10 protein-coding genes and 1 tRNA gene are annotated in these 20,924 nt (G+C 45.0%); 1 reads left to right on the top strand and 10 read right to left on the bottom strand.

Annotated elements, in window-relative coordinates:
- Positions 1-59 precede the first annotated feature (59 nt).
- The 6 genes from AC27FN_RS01550 to AC27FN_RS01525 form a co-directional block, all read right to left on the bottom strand.
- Entirely contained in the window at positions 60-15,584 is a 15,525-nt protein-coding gene (locus AC27FN_RS01550; RefSeq protein WP_487166272.1) for an MBG domain-containing protein, read from the bottom strand.
- Complete coding sequence (locus AC27FN_RS01545; RefSeq protein ID WP_487166271.1) at positions 15,585-15,785, bottom strand: hypothetical protein; 201 nt, start codon at positions 15,783-15,785, stop codon at positions 15,585-15,587.
- A gap of 2 nt (positions 15,786-15,787) precedes the next feature.
- Complete coding sequence (locus AC27FN_RS01540; protein WP_487166270.1) at positions 15,788-16,624, bottom strand: enhanced serine sensitivity protein SseB C-terminal domain-containing protein; 837 nt, start codon at positions 16,622-16,624, stop codon at positions 15,788-15,790.
- A gap of 28 nt (positions 16,625-16,652) precedes the next feature.
- Positions 16,653-16,868 carry a hypothetical protein gene (locus tag AC27FN_RS01535; protein WP_487166269.1) on the bottom strand — a complete coding sequence of 72 codons (216 nt, stop codon included), beginning with the start codon at positions 16,866-16,868 and terminating at the stop codon, positions 16,653-16,655.
- A gap of 25 nt (positions 16,869-16,893) precedes the next feature.
- Positions 16,894-17,730, bottom strand: a complete 837-nt coding sequence (locus AC27FN_RS01530; protein WP_487166268.1) for a MucBP domain-containing protein — start codon at positions 17,728-17,730, stop codon at positions 16,894-16,896.
- A gap of 186 nt (positions 17,731-17,916) precedes the next feature.
- The gene (locus AC27FN_RS01525; RefSeq protein WP_487166267.1) at positions 17,917-18,108 is read right to left on the bottom strand and encodes a helix-turn-helix domain-containing protein; all 192 of its coding nucleotides are present in this window, start codon (positions 18,106-18,108) and stop codon (positions 17,917-17,919) included.
- Between the two features lie 157 nt (positions 18,109-18,265).
- Here AC27FN_RS01525 and AC27FN_RS01520 point away from each other — a divergent pair, with 157 nt between their 5' ends.
- Positions 18,266-18,514, top strand: a complete 249-nt coding sequence (locus AC27FN_RS01520) for a hypothetical protein (protein ID WP_487166266.1) — start codon at positions 18,266-18,268, stop codon at positions 18,512-18,514.
- A 464-nt stretch (positions 18,515-18,978) separates the two neighbouring features.
- Here the strand turns inward: AC27FN_RS01520 and AC27FN_RS01515 are convergent.
- The 4 genes from AC27FN_RS01515 to thiD form a co-directional block, all read right to left on the bottom strand.
- A tRNA-Ala gene (locus AC27FN_RS01515) sits at positions 18,979-19,051 on the bottom strand.
- Positions 19,052-19,095: 44 nt separating this feature from the next.
- The gene (locus tag AC27FN_RS01510) at positions 19,096-19,362 is read right to left on the bottom strand and encodes a hypothetical protein (protein WP_487166265.1); all 267 of its coding nucleotides are present in this window, start codon (positions 19,360-19,362) and stop codon (positions 19,096-19,098) included.
- A 78-nt stretch (positions 19,363-19,440) separates the two neighbouring features.
- Positions 19,441-20,100 carry a thiamine phosphate synthase gene (gene thiE, locus AC27FN_RS01505; RefSeq protein ID WP_487166264.1) on the bottom strand — a complete coding sequence of 220 codons (660 nt, stop codon included), beginning with the start codon at positions 20,098-20,100 and terminating at the stop codon, positions 19,441-19,443.
- Positions 20,084-20,923, bottom strand: coding sequence for a bifunctional hydroxymethylpyrimidine kinase/phosphomethylpyrimidine kinase (thiD, locus tag AC27FN_RS01500; protein ID WP_487166263.1), 840 nt, complete (start codon positions 20,921-20,923; stop codon positions 20,084-20,086). Before thiD ends, thiE begins: the two co-directional genes overlap by 17 nt.
- Between the last annotated feature and the right edge of the window lies 1 nt (position 20,924).

The following is a 20,924-nucleotide window of genomic DNA, read 5'->3' as shown; positions in this document are numbered from 1 at the left end:
AATACACTGTCACCATCGTCGTCTTTATCGATTTTGTCGGTTCACGTGAAAGATAATTATTAATCTTCTTGTTTACGCTTCTTAGTTGCCAAAGCACCTAAGGCGCCGATCAAACTTAACATCGATAAGCCAATAATTTCACCATTATTATTCTTTTGTTGTGATTCACCGGTCTTTGGTAATCGCCGATCTGAACTTACTGGACCTGTCTTACTGGTTGGTGTATTCACTCGATGAATAACTGGTGTACTTGGTTGATTTTCACCAGGCGTTTCAGCTGGCATGCCAATATTCGGTTGTGGTTCTGGCGTTGGTTCAGGTTGTGGTTCTGGTGTTGGCTCCGGTTCAATAGGTGGCAGCACCGGCGCAGCAGAGATAGTAAAGCGCCCATCGATGACTGAAATCGCATAGTCACTATTTTCGCCACCTGAAACCATTTCGTCGTAGATACCAACTGCCTCTCCAGGTGTTCTCGTAACCGATAATTGACCCAATTCATCTCCATCAACAAGACCTCGCCCGGCCGTCTCTGTTTCAACTGTCGCAGTCAACTCTGGATCACGACTACCATAAACCTTGCCGTTATCGTTGGCCGTAACCGTCACTGGCCGCGGTGTGATAACGAATAATCCATTTTGAATATCGTCAGCAGTGACCTTGTAATTTGGATTAGCTGATTGAATCTTAGCGATTCCAGCAGCACTCAATTTAACAACGTATTTGCCAACGTGCTGACTAGTGATCCCTGATAGATCGAAATCATCAGCGGTTAATTCTGGAATGACAAAGTCTGGGTAATTACTTGGTGCAACCACTTTGTAAATCTTGGGATCAGTTGAAGCGTCGTTGTCGTAGACTTTCGTCGAGCCCTCAACAATTAAGCTGGTCATTTCTGGCGTCTTATTCTTATCTGGATTGTCTGGGTTGACTGGCTTATCCGGATTATTAGGATTAGTTGGCGGTGTCAGTGGCTGAGCCGTAATCGTAAAGGTCCCATTATTATCTGTAATGGTGTAATTACTATTTACAGCGCCGGTTACTGTTTCGACGTAACTACCAACATTTTCACCAGTTTCACGGCTAACCATGATTGTTCCCAAGCTGTCGCCTTCGACTAAGCCGTGTCCTGTTGATTTGGCCTCAATCGTTGCTGTCAATTCAGGATCTTTAGTGCCGTAGACCTTGTTATTGTCATTGGCCGTAACCGTCACTGGCCGCGGTGTGATAACAAACAATCCATTTTGGATGTCATCAGCGGTGAAGCTGTAGTTCGTGTTAGTGTCTTGTAACTTCTTCAAGCCGCTTGCACTCAGCTTGACCACGTAATTGCCAACATTTTGACTTGTGATGCCCGAGAGATCAAAATCATCAGCGGTTAATTCAGGAATCACGAAGTCTGGATAATTACCTGGTGCTAAGACTGTGTAGATCTTGGTGTTTGTCGAAGCATCGTTGTCGTAAACTTTCTTCGATCCTTCAACAACTAAACTGATACGCTCAAGCGTCTTATTCTCATCCGGATTATCCGGGTTGACTGGTTTGTCCGGATTATTCGGATCGGTTGGTGGTGTCAATGGTTGAGCCGTAATCGTGAAGGCGCCAACCTTGTTAGTGACTACATAGTTTTCATTCATTGCCCCTGTGGCGGTTTCAATGTAACTCCCAACATTCTCACCTGTTTCACGGCTAACCGTGATCGTTCCCAGACTGTCGCCGTCAACCAAGCCACGATCGGCTGACTCACCTTCAATCGTTGCCGTTAATTCAGGGTCTTTAGTGCCATAGACCTTGCTGTTGTCGTTGGCCGTAACCCTCACTGGGCGCGGTGTGATAACGAACAATCCATTTTGGATGTCATCAGCGGTTAGCTTGTAATTTGAGTTGGCAGCTTGAATCTTAGCGATTCCAGCCGTACTCAATTTAACGACATAACTACCGACATTCTGACTTGTGATGCCTGATAGGTCGAAATCATCAGCGGTTAATTCAGGAATGACGAAATCTGGGTAGTTGCTTGGCGCTAAGACCGTGTAGACCTTGGTATCCGTGGAAGTATCATTGTCATAAACCTTCTTAGCTCCTTGAACCACAAGGCTCGTGATTTCTGGTGTCTTATTTTCATCCGGATTATCCGGGTTGACTGGCTTGTCCGGATTATTCGGATCGGTTGGTGGTGTCAGCGGTTGTGCCGTAATCGTGAAGTTTCCAGCAATAGTTGTAATGCTGTAATCGGCGTTGTTGGCACCGATCGCTGTTTCGACGTAACTACCAACATTTTCACCAGTTTCACGGCTAACCGTGATCGTTCCCAGGCTGTCGCCTTCGATCAAGCCAGAGTCAGTTGCTTTGGACTCAATCGTTGACGTTAATTCAGGGTCTTTGGCGCCATAAACCTTACTGTTGTCATTTGCCGTAACCGTCACTGGCCGCGGTGTGATAACAAATAGCCCATTTTGGATGTCGTCAGCGGTGAAGGTGTAGTTTGTGTTAGCGTCTTGTAACTTCTTCAAGCCACTTTCACTCAACTTAACCACGTAATTACCGACATGCTGGCTCGTGATACCCGATAGATCAAAATCATCAGCGGTTAATTCTGGGATCACAAAGTCTGGATAAGCGCTTGGTGCCAGTACTCGATAAACTTTGGTATCCGTTGAAGCATCATTGTCATAGACCTTCTTCGAACCTTCAACGACTAAACTCGTCAGTTCTGGCGTCTTGTTTTCATCTGGATTATCTGGGTTGACTGGCTTATCCGGATTATTAGGATCGGTTGGTGGTGTTAAGGTCTGATCCGTAATCGCAAACCAGCCATCAACATTGGTAATCGCATAATTAGTGTTCATCGCACCACTAGCTTTTTCTACATATTTTCCAACTGCTTCACCGGCTTCACGAGTTACGGTGATTGTTCCAAGACTATCACCTTCAACCAAACCACTGCCTTGACTCGATGTCTGAATAGTTGCCGTCAAAATTGGGTCAGTAGAGCCAAATATCTTACTATTGTCATTCGCCGTAACCGTCACTGGCCGCGGTGTGATCACGAACAGCCCATTTTGAATATCGTCGGCGGTGAAGCTGTAGTTCGTGTTAGCAGCTTGAAGCTTCTTCAAGCCGCTTTCACTCAACTTAACCACGTAGTCGCCGACATTCTGACTATTAATACCGCTCAAATCAAAGTCGTTTTCATCTAGGTCTGGAATCACAAAGTCTGGGTAATTACTTGGTGCAACCACTTTGTAAACTTTTGTATCCGTGGAGGCATCGTTGTCATAAATCTTTTTCGACCCTTGAACAACTAAACTGGTGATCTCTGGATTCTTATTGTCATCCGGATTATCCGGGTTGACCGGCTTATCCGGATTATTAGGATTAGTTGGCGGTGTCAGTGGCTGAGCTGTAATCGTAAAGGTCCCACTAGCATTCGTAATAGTGTAATTACGATTTACCGCACCAGTTGCCGTTTCGACGTAACTACCAACATTTTCACCAGTTTCACGGCTGACTGTGATAGCGCCTAGACTGTCGCCATCAACTAACCCACGATCAGTCGACTTACTTTCAATTGTTGCCGTCAATTCAGGATCTTTAGTGCCATAGACTTTACTGTTGTCATTTGCGGTAATCGTAACTGGCCGTGGGGTGATAACGAATAACCCATTTTGTATGTCGTCGGCTGTGAATGTGTAATTTGAGTTAGCAGCTTGAATCTTAGCGATTCCAGTCGTACTCAATTTAACGACATAGCTACCGACACTCTGACTGTTAATCCCTGATAGATCGAAATCATCAGCGGTTAATTCCGGAATGACAAAGTCTGGGTAATTACTTGGTGCTAAGACCGTGTAGACCTTGGTATCCGTAGAAGCATCATTGTCATAAACCTTTTTCGACCCTTGAACCACAAGGCTCGTGATTTCTGGCGTCTTATTCTCATCCGGATTATCCGGGTTGACCGGCTTGTCAGGATTATTCGGATCGGTTGGTGGTGTCAGCGGTTGTTCCGTAATCGTGAAGACACCCTCGTTATTTGTAATCATGTAGTTCGTGTTGGCCGCGCCCGTTGCTGTTTCGACGTAACTGCCGACGTTCTCACCTGTTTCACGGCTAACCGTGATCGTTCCCAGGCTGTCGCCTTCGATCAAGCCGCGCTCAGTTGACTTGGCCTCAATCGTTGCCGTCAATTCAGGGTCTTTAGTGCCATAGACCTTGCTATTGTCGTTGGCCGTAACCGTCACTGGTCGCGGTGTAATGACGAACAATCCATTTTGAATATCATCGGCGGTGAAGCTGTAGTTTGTGTTAGCATCTTGTAACTTGTTCAAGCCACTTTCACTCAACTTAACCACGTAATTGCCAACATTCTGGCTATCAATACCACTCAAGTCAAAGTCGTTTTCACCCAGCTCTGGAATCACAAAGTCTGGGTAATTACTTGGTGCAACCACTTTATAAACTTTGGTATCCGTGGAGGCGTCATTGTCATAAACTTTCTTCGATCCTTGAACCACAAGACTCGTGATTTCTGGTGTCTTATTTTCATCCGGATTATCGGGATTAACTGGCTTATCAGGATTATTCGGATCGGTTGGTGGGGTCAAGGTCTGATCCGTAATCGTAAAGGTCCCATTAACATTCGTAATGGTGTAATCACGATTTACCGCACCAGTTGCAGTTTCCACGTAACTACCAACATTTTCACCAGTTTCACGGCTAACCGTGATGGTGCCTAGACTGTCGCCATCAACTAACCCACGATCAGTCGACTTACCTTCAATAGTTGCCGTCAATTCAGGGTCTTTAGTGCCATAGACCTTGCTATTGTCGTTGGCCGTGACCGTTACTGGCCGAGGTGTGATAACGAATAACCCATTTTGGATATCATCAGCGGTGAAGGTGTAGTTCGTGTTAGCGTCTTGAATCTTCTTCAGGCCACTTTCACTTAACTTAACCACGTAGTTGCCAACATTCTGGCTCGTGATACCTGATAGATCGAAATCATCAGCGGTTAATTCCGGAATCACAAAGTCTGGGTAATTACTTGGTGCTAAGACCGTGTAGACCTTGGTATCCGTGGAAGAATCGTTGTCATAAATCTTCTTCGATCCCTGAACTACAAGGCTCGTGATTTCTGGCGTCTTATTTTCATCCGGATTATCCGGGTTGACCGGCTTGTCTGGATTATTTGGATCGGTTGGTGGTGTTAACGGTTGTGCCGTAATTGTGAAGACACCAGCCTTAGTGGTGATGGAGTAGTTGCGATTCATTGCCCCTGCGGCGGTTTCAACATAACTACCAACGTTCTCACCAGTTTCACGGCTAACCGTGATTGTTCCTAGAGAATCGCCATCAACTAAGCCACGGTCAGCTGATTTGGCTTCAACCGTTGACGTTAATTCAGGGTCTTTAGTGCCATAGACTTTACTGTTGTCGTTTGCCGTAATCGTGACCGGTCGCGGTGTAATAACAAACAAACCGTTTTGGATATCATCGGCTGTGAAGGTGTAGTTTGTGTTAGCGTCTTGTAACTTCTTCAAGCCACTTTCACTCAGCTTAACCACATAGTTGCCAACATTTTGACTATTAATACCGCTTAAGTCAAAATCACTTTCATCCAAGTTAGGAATGATAAAGTCTGGATAAGCGCTCGGGGCCAATACCGTGTAAACTTTGGTATTTGTTGAAGCATCGTTGTCATAGATCTTCTTAGAACCCTCAACGACCAAGCTTGTCAGTTCAGGTGTTTTATTCTCATCTGGATTATCTGGATTAACCGGCTTCTCTGGGTTATTGGGGTCCGTTGGTGGCGTCAATGTCTGATCCGTAATCGCAAACCAGCCGTCAACATTGGTAATCGCGTAGTTACTATTTGCTGCCCCATTAGCTTTTTCTACATATTTGCCAACCGCTTCGCCAGGCTCACGAGTTACGGTGATTGTGCCTAATTCATCACCGTCAACCAACCCACGTCCGTCTGTCATTTGCTCAACAGTAGCAGTTAGATTTGGATCCGCTGTTCCATAAATCTTGTGATTGTCATTTGCAGTGACGTTGATCGGTCGAGGTGTAATCACCAGCAAGCCATTTTGAATATCATCGGCCGTAAAGCTGTAATTAGTGTTAGCATCTTGAAGCTTCTTCAAGCCACTTTCACTCAACTTAACCACGTAATTACCGACATTTTGACTTGTGATGCCTGAGAGATCGAAATCATCAGCGGTTAATTCTGGGATCACAAAGTCTGGATAGTTGCTTGGCGCAACCACTTTATAAACCGCCGGATCAGTAGAAGCATCGTTGTCATAAACCTTCTTCGATCCTTGAACGACTAAACTTGTCAATTCTGGCGTCTTATTTTCATCCGGATTATCCGGGTTGACTGGTTTGTCCGGATTATTCGGATCGGTTGGTGGCGTCAGGGGCTGAGCCGTAATCGTAAAGCTCCCATTAGCATTCGTAATGGTGTAATTACGATTTACCGCACCAGTTGCTGTTTCCACGTAACTCCCGACGTTCTCACCTGTTTCACGGCTAACCGTAATCGTGCCTAGACTGTCGCCATCAACTAACCCACGATCAGTCGACTTACCTTCAATCGTTGACGTTAATTCAGGGTCTTTGGTGCCATAGACCTTACTGTTGTCGTTGGCTGTCACCGTCACTGGCCGTGGTGTAATGACGAACAACCCATTTTGAATATCGTCGGCGGTGAAGCTGTAGTTTGTGTTAGCGTCTTGGAGTTTCTTCAAGCCACTTTCACTCAACTTAACCACGTAATTGCCAACATTCTGACTTGTGATCCCTGATAGATCGAAATCATCAGCGGTTAATTCAGGAATCACAAAGTCCGGATAGTTGCTTGGCGCAAGCACTTTGTAAACCTTGGTATCCGTGGAAATATCGTTGTCATAAACCTTTTTCGACCCTTGAACCACAAGACTCGTGATTTCTGGTGTCTTATTTTCATCTGGATTATCTGGGTTGACTGGCTTGTCAGGATTATTCGGATCAGTTGGTGGTGTCAGCGGTTGCGCCGTAATCGTAAAGGTCCCATTTTCACTTGTAATGGTGTAATTACTATTTCTAGCACCAGCAACAGTTTCCACATAACTTCCGACGTTCTCACCAGTTTCACGGCTAACCGTGATTGTGCCTAGGCTATCGCCTTCGACTAAGCCACGGTCAGCTGATTTGGCCTCAATCGTTGCCGTCAACTCAGGGTCTTTAGTGCCATAGACTTTACTGTTGTCATTGGCCGTAATCGTGACCGGTCGCGGTGTAATGACGAACAACCCATTTTGAATATCGTCGGCGGTGAAGGTGTAGTTCGTGTTAGCGTCTTGAAGCTTCTTCAAACCAGCTTCGCTTAACTTAACCACGTAGTTGCCGACGTTCTGACTGTTAATTCCTGAAAGATCAAAATCATCAGCGGTTAATTCAGGAATGACAAAGTCTGGGAATGCGCTCGGTGCGAGCACCGTATAAACGCTAGTATCTGTTGACGCGTCATTGTCATAGACTTTCTTAGCACCTTCAACGACTAAACTCGTCAATTCTGGTGTCTTGTTTTCATCCGGATTATCTGGGTTAACGGGCTTATCTGGGTTATTGGGGTCCGTTGGTGGTGTCAACGTCTGATCCGTAATTGCAAACTGACCCTTAACATTAGTGATCGTGTAGTTGCTATTAGCTGCCCCACTAACTGCCTCAGCATACTTACCAACCGCTTCACCAGGTTCACGGCTAACCGTAATCGTGCCCAACGAATCACCATCAACTAAACCACTTGCAGTACCTGCCGGTTCAACCGTCGCAGTCAATTCAGGATCTTTGGTGCCATAGACTTTACTGTTGTCGTTGGCCGTAATCGTGACCGGTCGCGGTGTGATCACAAACAAACCGTTTTGAATATCGTCAGCGGTGAAGCTGTAGTTTGTGTTAGCGTCTTGGAGTTTCTTTAAGCCGCTTGCACTCAGCTTAACCACGTAATTACCAACATTTTGACTTGTGATCCCTGATAGATCGAAATCATCAGCGGTTAATTCTGGAATCACAAAGTCTGGGTAGTTGCTTGGCGCAAGCACTTTGTAAACCTTGGTATCTGTGGAAATATCGTTGTCATAAACCTTTCTCGACCCTTGAACCACAAGACTCGTGATTTCTGGTGTCTTATTTTCATCCGGATTATCCGGGTTGACCGGCTTGTCAGGATTATTCGGATCGGTTGGTGGTGTCAATGGTTGAGCAGTAATTGTGAAGACACCATCGTTATTTGTAATCACGTAGTTCGTGTTGGCTGCGCCCGTTGCGGTCTCTTTATAGGAGCCAACATTTTCGCCAGATTCGCGACTCACTGTAATGGTGCCAAGACTATCGCCATCGACCAAGCCAACTTGGTTGCCGGCTGGTTGAATTGTTGCGGTTAGGATTGGATCCTGACTCCCATAGACCTTACTATTGTCGTTTGCCGTAATCGTCACTGGTCGCGGTGTGATAACGAACAAGCCATTTTGAATATCGTCAGCGGTGAAGCTGTAGTTTGTGTTAGCGTCTTGAATCTTCTGCAGGCCGCTTTCACTCAGCTTAACCACATAGTTGCCGACATTCTGACTGTTAATCCCTGATAAATCGAAATCATCGGCAGTTAATTCCGGAATCACAAAGTCTGGGTAATTACTTGGTGCTAAGACCGTGTAAACCTTGGTGTCCGTGGAAGCATCATTGTCATAAATCTTCTTCGCCCCTTGAACCACAAGGCTCGTGATTTCTGGTGTCTTATTTTCATCCGGATTATCCGGGTTGACCGGCTTGTCTGGATTATTCGGATCGGTTGGTGGTGTTAACGGTTGAGCAGTAATCGTGAAGGTCCCATTATCACTTGTAATGGTGTAATTACGATTTACCGCACCAGTTGCTGTTTCCACGTAACTCCCGACGTTCTCACCGGTTTCACGGCTAACCGTGATTGTCCCAAGACTGTCACCGTCAACCAAGCCACGGTCAGTTGATTTGGCCTCAATCGTTGACGTTAATTCAGGGTCTTTAGTGCCATAAACCTTACTGTTGTCATTTGCCGTAACCGTCACTGGGCGCGGTGTGATAACGAACAATCCATTTTGAATATCGTCAGCGGTAAAGCTGTAACTCGTATTAGCGTCTTGAATCTTCTTCAGGCCACTTTCACTTAACTTAACTACGTAATTGCCGACATTCTGGCTCGTGATACCTGATAGATCAAAATCATCAGCGGTTAATTCTGGAATGACGAAATCTGGATAGTTGCTTGGTGCAAGCACTTTATAAACTGTCGTGTCTGTCGAAGCATCATTGTCGTAAATCTTTTTAGAACCTTCAACAACCAAACTCGTTATTTCCGGGTTCTTGTTGTCATCTGGATTATCCGGGTTAACCGGCTTATCCGGATTATTCGGGTCGGTTGGCGGGGTTAGTGGAATCTTGGTGATTTCCAACGAACCTGGCATAACCGTAACCGTATAATTAGGATTATCCGTCGCTGTAGCAGTAATCGTAATTGGGTAGGTGCCAACTTCGGTCGCGTGACTAATGTCATCAATGGTATAAACCAAATCTTCACCGGCAGTTGGCTTGCCGGCCACAACGGCTACGGCTTGTTTTCCGTATTCCTTACCCGTATACACCATGGTCAATTTTGGCCCAGTGATTGTCACCGGAGCTGGTGTAATTTTATAGGTTCCAGTGACTGTAATCCCTTTACCAGATCCAGCTAAGTTCGGATCCAGCGCGCTAAAGTCAGCGCTAGGGTTAACCGCTTCTAAGTGTTTCCATCCAGTAGCTGAGAGAGAAATTGGATACTCCCCAACATTGGCACTCGTGATACCGGTTAGATCAAAGTCAGCTGCTACCCAAGTCGGCGCCACAACACCACTTGGTACGGTCAAGCCTAATTTAGACACATCGACAGTCGTCGTACCATCATACTGCTTACCACTATCGTTGATCGAAATTAACAAGTCATTAGACAATTTATATACGACAATGAACTTCTGCGTAGGTCCATTTGAGTCGGCTTTTTTGTCGAAGAGGCCGTTGGCAACTAACGCATCCTTTAATGAATCATAGATTGCCTGTCCGTTAACAACGATTGGATTGCCATTGCCGTCAACCACCTTAACTTGATAAGTCATTCCATCAATCGCAAAATCGGCATCTGTATGAGCAAAACTGATCTTATCAGTACCGGTCACTGAGCTACTGCCGTTACCGGCTTCTGGATCACCGGTAATGGTCTCATCCAGGTTCTTCATTGAATTAATTAACTCAGCCTTACTTACCGTGTAGTGATTAACAACGACCGCGCTACCGTCAGCTTTAAATGTCGTATCCCCGTCTGTCTTCACAAAGACATAACCAGGAAGGGTCGGCGGAAAGTTAAGAATTTTCCCACCAACGGGGCCTTGCGGATCAATAACAGTGTAAGAACCATCATCATTCAAGACGGCTGAGCCAACCTGATCTGGCACACCATTAATTGGTTGATTGTTCTGGTCAACGGCTTTAATCGTGGCCTTCACGTTGTACGCATCGGTGACCTTGTTAGTCAGAGTTGAATCCGGCGAAATACTGGAACTAATCGTGCTGTAGATAGTGTCTGAAAGACCTGTGTTCGTCGCGCTCGTCGGTGAATAGACGGGGACATCGTAAATGATTTTATTAAAACTCGAAATCTTATCTGCTTGTTGGATCACACTCTTAATTTGTGACCAATCGGTGACTTGGTCTGCCGTGAGCAGCTCACTTGGTAGTGAACCGCTGCCAATCGTCCACTTAGTGCCATCACTAAAGACCATTGTTTTACTACCATCCGTAAAACTAATGAGATTAGTGCTGTAATACATTTTTCCCGGCTCGTCACCTTTCGGATTATTACCGATACTGCCGAGCACAGCAGGACCAGAAATATTCAGTGTAAAACTAGCTTTAGGTTGACTTGGTTGGTTTGGATCCACCATTCCTGCTTGCGGCAGATTCGTGACGTTCCATACTGCATTTAAGTCTTTGGACCAGTTATTTGCTACCTGAACTGCTAAATTCTGAAGCCCAGTAATCGTCCCATCTTTTTCAAGAAAATCTTTCGCCGGATAATTATTCCCGGTTGAGGAAACACCGGTAAACCCATCGGCAGTGCCCTGAATGCCACCTTGGTTAACGACCTGTTGCGGGGCTAAAATGGTGACAGCATAATTTCCAGAACCAACGTATGTCGAGATCTTATCACCGTTAGCTAACGTTAATTGACTATTGCTTGTATAGTCCTTGGAATTAGATACATCCATCTGGATCGTTGAAGTCCCATTAGTAATCGCACCAGAAAGATACTTTAGTCCAGTGGTCGATACACCCATGGCTGCTAGTTGTTCAGCCGTATAGATCCCGTATGTCACACCGTTATCAGGTGTATAAACATAACCTGTTTGACTACCAAACATTTGGTCGATACCACTAATCGCGGCCGCGTCTACCGTAAAATCAACCGCTAAATTAATATATGTCGGTAACGAGAAGCCAGTACCTGTCCAGTCAAGCGTCAACACCTTTTGCCCTGATGAATTAGTGGTCATCGTCATTTTAGGTTTAACAAAACCGTTGATTGAATTTATATCTACACCCGAAGCACTAGTGCTTGCATCATTAGTGAAATAAAACGGAAGACCATTCGCATTGACAACTAAATTTGTTTGGTCAGGAATCGTTACATATAACTTTGGTTCGAAAACTGCTTTATCTGTCCAAGGGCCACGACCATTGCTGGTTTGTACAAAAGGATTATTACTAACTAACTTGTTGCCAGATCGATCAATATTTAATTGACCATTATCGGCCACACCAGAAACGCTCTGCACCGTGAAATTTGCAGTAATCTTTTGTCCTGGAGCAACAGTTCCATTAATCCCTGAGGTTGAAACGTTGACTGGTTTAGAATTTAAAATCTGTACCGCCATCGACTGTTTGATCGTCGCCGGTTGGGTCAAATTTTGAACACTTACGCCGACCGAATAAGTCTTCCCAACTTCGGCCAAATTATTGCCGCGACCTAAAATTGTGAACCCGTATTGCTGAACATGATAACCCAAACGATCATCGTAGGAATACTTGTTCAATGCCATTTCAGGTAATGTTACATAATCCCCATTACCCGAATAGTAGGTTGTCTCACCATCTCCGGCATCACTCTGCGGTGCGATCGGTGTTGATAACTTAATTTGATAACTGACTACATGTCGGCCAGAAGTAATCTTATTACCTGTTGAAAAAGTTCCGGCAGTATCTACTTGACCAGTGATTGGATTCCAGCTCTGCCCACCAGACAATGTTTGTGTCACATTTTGGCCTTCATTATCGATTGCTGTGACAAAGTACGTAGATGGAAAACGCGGTGATTCAGAAATTGGCATCGTAATTCCCGTCGTTGTCAATTGATCAGGAATTGTCACAGTAGCTTCTGCGTCTGCAGAGACGTTGCCGCTATTATAAAGGCGAAAACTGCCCAGAACTTGCCAGTTCGGCATGGAATCGTCATTTGGTACATATGCTTGATTTGTAGAAATAATGCTGCCTATTTCTGATTTTGCTTTATCTGACGATGTCTTAGGATCGAAAACTGTATCATTGATTCCCGTAAAGTCATTACTGGTATCAATCTCTGTCCCGTTTTCTAAATCAGTCTCTCCGAAATAAGTGTGCGTTCCATCTGCCAAGGTCGCATCCATCGAAGCACCTTGGCTAATTCCTGACGAAATAGAATTATAATGTCCCCAAAAATAATTAACCCACACATATGGATCAACCTGCGTTCCTTGTCCGATCAGAGATGGATTAGTCGTCTTAATAAAAATTGTCGTCCCAGGTCCACCAGGTTGTGTAATTGTCTCCAGGCTTCCCCGTTTAGACGCGTTAAGATAAAAGTTCGTCAAATTTGTATTAAGTTCAAAGTCGGCAGGAACTGATACTTGGTACGTTATAGAATTTAGTGCCGGATTTAAATCATCATGAGCAATCGGCGGATTAGTCACGGTTACTTGGTATTGATAGTCTTCTCCAACTGCTAAGGGTGTTCCAGCGGCCATTGCGGTCTTGTCTGAACTAAAATTACCAGAACTTTGATATTGACTAACCGTTCCTGTTGTATGAATAAGCAGATCATTAAATCCCTTGAAATCATCGATACCATCATCTGAATCAATCGGCAAGCCTGTTTGTAGATTACGTTCACCAAAGTACACCTTTTGCCCATTTTGATCCGTGTAGTAACCTGACAACCCCTCACTACTTGTTCCATCCGTACTCCCTGGTGCGTAAGAACCAACAAATTTCGGCCACGAACTATCGTCTGCCTTGAAATCGTTTAAAATCGTACCATCAAATACAATTGGTGTTCCAACACCACCGGGTTGCGTCCAAGTACCCGTCACAAAACTATTTGTAGCAGTGCTTTTGGCAACATTGAGGGAGAATCCAGACGGTGTCGGGAAACTAATATGCACTTGACTCGCCTTGGGCGCCCAAAGTTGTAGATTCATCGTGTAATCGTAGTTTAAACCGGGTAAATGAACGACCTTTTTGTCATATTCCGCTGGAGATTTGATACTTGAGCTAGGCTTAATCAATGGGCTTTTCATGCCAAAAGCGATTGATTGTTCGGTGTCTGTGTTCCCTAGCGTCGCTCCGGTATCAAGATTAATGACCCCAAAATAATGTTTAACGCCATTAGCATCCATCGTATAGCCAGAGGCATTTTGAGCGATATCGTTAAGTGAATCCAAATCTGTACAAACTAATTTAGGCAACTTAACTGAGGAATAAATAGCTGATCCACCGCCACCGGAGTATATCCCATAATCGCTTTGATTGAACAGGCTATCAGTGTTACTGTACAACAACGGCGTACCAACTCCGCCAGGCTGAGACCATCCAGCGAGGTCTTCAGCAATTTTTACACCTTTTGAAACAGGAATTGATAAAACCATCCCTTTGGTATAACTAAAAAATTTCGAATGACTGAATTGTACCCTTATGCCTGGAACATGATAAAAGCTATCACCTGCATTATCAATAACCGAATTTGCGATTGCACTTGGAACGTTCACAGTGATTGCATCAAATGTAATCTCATTATTAATGATCATATTCTGCTGTGCGGAACTGACCGTCATGCCATTAATGGTGACCACGATTGGAAAATTCTGTTTAACAATGCCACCTTTAAACAGATTGTTAACCACAAAATTGGCGGCAAACGTTTGACTCCCAGATTGCCCAGGAATCGTCCATGTTGCTGTCCTACCGGAAATAGTCGGATTACCATTAGTTAGCCCGAATGACCCGTTGGGCAACGTTACTGAAACCTTATCACCGGCCTGTCCAGTAATCACAACCGTTGCATTTAAAATACTAGTAAATTGGCTACTGTAAGGTGTTGTTTCATCTAGCTCTTGTAAAATCACATTATAGGCTTTGCCTTCGCCTTGCCAATCCGCTGCAGGGGTTAAAGACGCTACCGGAGTATACTTACCACTTCCACCTGCGGCCCAATTGATACTGACTTCATCTTTCCCTGTATATTCAGCTGGGTCAATCACTTGCCGGAATTGACTCACCAAACCACTCTGTTGTAATTGCTGCAAGGTTGCTTGGTAGGCTGTATCAGATGGTGCATCGATCACTAAATCACCATATGCATCGACATTGGCGTGTACGCCATCAGCTAATTTGAGCTGACTGTAAGCCGCCTGGGCTTGCCTGAAAGATTGTGAAAGAACGCCCCGTCGGTCAGCGGCAATCATTTCGGCAGCTTGTGCTAGCTCATTGGTCATGTTGGCCACAATTGAACTCGCCATGATCACTTGCGAACTTGCGGTGTTCGTCGTTGTTTGCGAGGTAGCCTCAACAGCAGCCAAAAGCGTCTTGACTTGATCACTTTCGACTTGCTGATGTTGATAAATGGCTGCTAACCCATCATCTCTGACAACATTATCTGTGGTATTCGCATCCGCAGCCGCATTAGCCTGTGATAAATAGGCACTAGCTTGCGCAACACTACTACCAACCTGACTGGTTAACGAACTTGCCGAGTTGGTTAATGAATCATTAACACCAGTTGCGACAGCTTTTTTCGTCGCGCTGTTGGCGGTTGAATCAACTTTGTCACCCGCTGCACTAGTGTTGGTTGCAATATTATCCGCTGATTTTGCTGATTTAACCTGAGTACCATCGCTGGTTGATGTATTGTGAGCAGTTTCCTCACTTGTTTGGGCCGCAGTGCTCGAACTGGCTGTCGAGGTCGCCACCGATGAGGCAGACTCACTTGCCGGAGTTTGCGCCAAACTGACGGTTGACGATGTGCTAGTCTGATCGCTAACGGTCTGACTTGCCGCCGCATCCGCTTGAACCACTAAATCCCCATGGTGGTTCATCGCAACACCTGACACAAAGACCGTTACGCCAGCAACCAGCCATAACTTCCCCTTTTTAAATAACTTATAATGTTCCTTACGATCTAAACTGTCACGAAACAGTCGATCATGATATCCATATGTTTGCATTTACCCTTCGCTCCCCTCATAGTGACCAATTTGTGGAAATGTTCCAATATTGATCGGTTGATGCGTGATCGTTCCCACAACATGCACCTCTTTTAAATGAGTTGGCGCATGTTGTTGAGCGATATTTATCTTCGCCTGTAAATGACTGCCCACTCGTCGCATCTGTCGACGTGATGGAACAATCTTTGTGTATTGCTCCATCGTCAATCTCCTCGTAAATGATGTCGTTGATAAAATGGCTCTAGGTTTTTTTCAACCAACTGCCCAACTGGATCATCGGTGGTGCCGACTAAGAAGTTGGCACCATATTTGACGTACCGATGGGCAGCGACGGCTAGTCGACGAGCTAGCTTATTCCCAAAATCTTTCGAATTGCCGCGCCAGTCAACAATCACTCCCGTTTCAAAGCGGGTTGAGTCTCGTAATTTAAGATCAATCAACCAAGCCCGTTCTGCACCAGCTTGATGTTTGAGCACGCGACTGAGATTATGGGCTAGCTGTGGCGGAACTGGCGACATCATGCGCATACGAAAATCCTCGTCAGTCTGATCTAACACTAGCGGCACAACTTGATGAATATAGTTCCAGTATTCGATCGACAAGGGAAAATTCTGATAACCTGGATTAATCAGTAAGCCGGCCACGTCCATGCGCCCAACTTCACTCATTAATTCATCGCCACTAAACTCTAACGAGCGAAACTCCATCTGACGTAGTGTCGTGTTCATGAAATTATCGAACTTACTTGCCTGTGAGAAGACGGGCACATATTGGTGACCGTCTGCTAAATAAGTGGTCACTGCTAAAGCTAACTGCAGACTAGTTTGCGGTTTTTTTGGTGTGGATTCCGTTCTTGCAATTTGGATAGGTGCCAGAAAGCTCATTGTTAATAATTCAGCAGCAAACCGGCGCTCCGCATCTTGATCTAATGGTTCACCCATGAATTTTTGAAGATAAACGTCAAAACCAGTTTTGGTGAAGGGTAAGACGTTGTGCTCCTCATTATTGGCCGCAATTAGTTCTGCTGATTCTATTTCCATAGCCTCACTCCCTCGACAACCAACTGATTTAGGCTAATAAAGTAATCGCTTTTAACAACGATTCACCTGTTGCGGCTAATTCCGCAACTTGCCGTTGATTATTATTCTTTACCGCTGTCTCTAAGGAATCAGCAATTAACTTGACATTTTCACTCAACGCTTTAACCGGGGTTAACCCGATCAACGTCTCAATCTTCAGATCACTGATTTGTGCATTTGATTGCATTGCTTGTGGTTCTTCCATAACTGTTTACCCCCAAAAGTTCGATTTATTGATTTAGTTTACGAATCGCTTGTAGTAAGTCTTGAGCCGTTCGGGCCAGCTCATTTCGTTGGTCCGTCTGATTAACCTGAGCTAATCCCTGTGCAACCTGCGCAAATGCGTGGACTAAGATCGTTAATGGTTGTTCACTGACCTCGCTTCCTAGATTGTCAGAAACCTCGTGACTTGCTGCCGACCGAGCCACCCTGGTTGTTTCAACCTGACCACTGGTTCTAGGTTGAGACGCCGCAATCGAAGTAACCTCCTGGTTAGATTCATCTGTCGCGATAACGGACAGCTTAGGTTCAGGCTGCTGTTCAATTGGTTTGGGACTAAAGATTGTTTGTACTTGGGCTGCATTTTGCATCTTCATCGCTTCCTCTTCTTTATCGGTTAAACTAATTAACTCGGTTACTGCTGTTGGGTCCTCTGCGTGATAAGCAGTAATTTCCTGGATCTTATCGCCCAGATGATCAGTCAACCAAGTGAAATAACTTGCGTCACGTCGTGGTGGTAATTCTACCGGCGCACTATCGCTAGCTTGTTGGCTATTCGTCAACTGGATTGTCTTGACTAATTCTTGCGTTGGTCCTTCAAGAATTTGAATTTTCCCCAATGGTGCATAAACCAAATCGATGGACTGAGTGTCCATTGACATCGTGCCTGTTATTGATGGTCGGTCGATCAAAACATAGCCAGACAAGACGGGTGTTGCGACCTCATATGCTTCACCAACAGCCTTAAAAATCTTCATCGGTGGAATCAACTGCTGCCCATCACGCGTTCGATAAATGACAGTGACCGCATTTTGTTGCCGTGCTTCATCAATTGGCTCAGGTTCCATAATGTTTTCTCCTTTCTTCCTTGTTAGCGAATCGTTCGCTCGATAAAACAATTGTTCGCAAAACAAATGTGCACAATTTTATTAGGGTGCTAAGCCCCGCCTTCACTTATCCAAAGACGTCAACCTGCTCATAAGTGAACTTGACATCTAATACCTCATTTATCGCGCCTCATTCCCCCTCCAAAGTTATCGAATGAATAATCCGATTGGAACGTTGAAACGCTTATGAAGCAAAGCAATCTCTGTTGATGTCCAATCTGATTTTCGGTTCATCTTACGGTTCACGGTGCTAGCATCCTTTTGTAAGACATTAGCAATTTGTTGCTGTGAAATCTTTCTAGCAGCGAACCAACCACGTAAGGGGTCAATACTTATCATAGTTTCACCTCTTATTATTCTTACAAATTAAATTATTCTTATATATGAGAAATATAAACTAATTTTCATTAAGGTTCAAGAATTAATAAATTATAACTGTGCGTCTTGTGCACGATTCTTGCTAAAATTGCACATAAAAAGAGTTTAGGAGGTCAATATGCACGTACAGTTAACGCCACAAGAAGCTTTTAAGTTTTATCGTCGCCGTCTCAACCTGACTTTGGTCATGGTTCAACAGGTTCTCAATGAGAGATACCATATCAAAATCAGTGTTGCCTCTTTAGCGCGCTTTGAAGATCCCCACAAGGATCTGACTGTCCCTGCCCGGACCTATATCGCACTATGTGATCTTTATCATATCGACATTGACGAATTTAGTGCCGACTGGCTTCAACGATTTATGTAAAGCGACACGGGGTAAACTCTATCGTGAAGGTTAAATTCATTTCATGCACCATGTACACCGTGCAATAGTCACATCAGTAACTGTCAACACTTGATTATCATTCTTATAAAAAGACCTCACCAACTGATCAGCTGATGAGGTCTTTACCTAGGGACTTATTTTGGGTTCAAAAGTGTCTGATTCATAATTTATTGCTTTAATACTTCCCAATACCACTCTTTGAACACCTAAACCGATATTTCGCTTTTTTTCGAAAAAATCGAAGTAAGAAAAGAAAGATAAACTCTTTTCCTACTCCGATTTTGTTTAAGATAGGCCACTAAAATTTCTTTTGTGGCATCAAATTTGGCATCATTTTGACGATGGACTCATTGAGTCGGTTAGCCAAAATCAGTAAAACACCGTTATATCAACGTTTGTAAGCCGCCGTTTTTACTACTGGGCAACGATTCAGCGTAAAAAGATGGACCCGAACAGATTCGAACTGTCGACCTCCTACATGCGAAGCAGGCGCTCTCCCAACTGAGCTACGGGCCCGGAACAAAATTAATTGTATCACTTTGTCAGGCTACCCGTCACAACTATTTTTCAGAAGTCGTGGTCTCAGATTTTGTGGCTGCTTGTTGGGCCAACACTGCCTTTTGTTTGCGCATTGTATAGCGTCGATAAAGCGCCACAAAGCAACCATTGAATGCCAACACAACGATGACACCCCAGATGAACGAGCCATCAAATTCAAACGGTAATAACCAGCCAACCAGTATCCCGGCGATGACACTGAGAACAATCATCAAAGTTGCAATATTGGTTGGCATGGCTGGATTAACTGGTTTTGGTCGATTTTTCATATCTTCACCTACGTCTTTAAAAGTCTGCTATAAGTGTAGACATTCTCCACCGCGGATGCAACTCAATTCAATGGCGTCTTACGCATCAAAATTGGTAAAGGCTTGGCGCAATGTTGTGGCTGTCATTTGAACATCATCAGACCGGGTCAGCATGGAAATGACCGCGGCTCCAGCTACACCGGTCTGGGCAACATTTGCTAAGTTATTTTGGTCAATGCCCCCAATAGCAACTATTGGTTTCTGACTCACTGACAAAAGTTGCGCGAGTCCTGAGATTCCTAAGGCCGGATCGGCATCAGCCTTAGATTGGGTTGGATAAACCGGACCACTACCCACATAATCCACGGCAGTAAGTTCATTTGCATGGTTAATTTGGGCGACCGTATGACAAGAATAACCAATGATCAAACCTGGTAATTCATCAATGACCTGTTCAATTCGTTGGTCTTTTTGACCAACATGAATGCCATCAGCTCGTAAAGTTTGCGCTAAGGCCACGTCATCATCAACAAAAAACGGGATGTTTGCCTGTTGACAAATTTCTTGTAACGCCTTCCCAAGGGCTACTTTTTGGTCCCCAATCAGTGCCCGTGGCCCTTTTTCACGAAATTGAAATGCTGTGATGCCACCCGCAATCGCGGCAGACAGTTGTTCCGGCAAAGTTTGTCCTTGCGGCACATCCTGACTTCCAGCTACAAAATAAGCCTGCAACATTTTCGTGTTAAATTTCATGAGCATCACCCTCGTGAATCTGTGCCCAATGGTTCAAGGGTCCGTGACCATGACCGACAACGATCCCTTGGGCAATGGTGGCGGACACATAGGCTTTACCAATTCGAATCGCCGTTTCAACATCGGCGCCCTTAGCTAGTTCTGCGGTAATGCAGGCCGACAATGTGTCACCCGTGCCATGCGTGTTGTGCGTGTTTAGTCTAGGCGAACTCAACCAAAATGATCGCCCATCGGCTAACAAGACATAATCATTCGCCAATTCAGGGTTGGCTTCGTGGCCACCCTTGACAATGACGTTTGCTGCCCCTAGCGTCTGTAACTGTTCAGCAGCCTGGCGCATCTGCTGATCGGTCGTAATCGTCAAGCCGGTCAGGGCCTCGGCCTCTGGTAAATTGGGAGTTAACACGGTCGCCAGAGGAATTAATTCATCGCGAACCGTGACCACCGCTGCCTCACTCAATAGTGGTGCGCCACCCTTTGCAATCATGACGGGATCAACAGTCAGCGGGCCAAAGTTATAACGCTTTAGATTGGCAACGACTGCTTTGACCCGTTCGACATCTGCTAACATCCCCGTTTTACAAGCTTTGATTGCTAAATCCGCCGCTAAAGAAGCAAATTGTTCATCAATCAAGGTTGTTGGCAGAGCAAAAGCATCCTGAACCCCCAGCGTATTCTGTGCGGTAATCGCGACAAGAACCGTCGCCGCAAAAACGTGACGCTCTTGAATCGTCTTGAGATCTGCTTGCATACCAGCACCACCGCCGGAATCAGATCCGGCAATGGATAATGCCTGGGGAAATTGTGCCACTGATTCAGTTAGTGCCATA

It is taken from the genome of Furfurilactobacillus sp. W61-4 (assembly GCF_057545565.1).
Note: the sequence above shows the minus strand (reverse complement) of the source record. Positions and strands in the feature narration are given on the sequence as shown.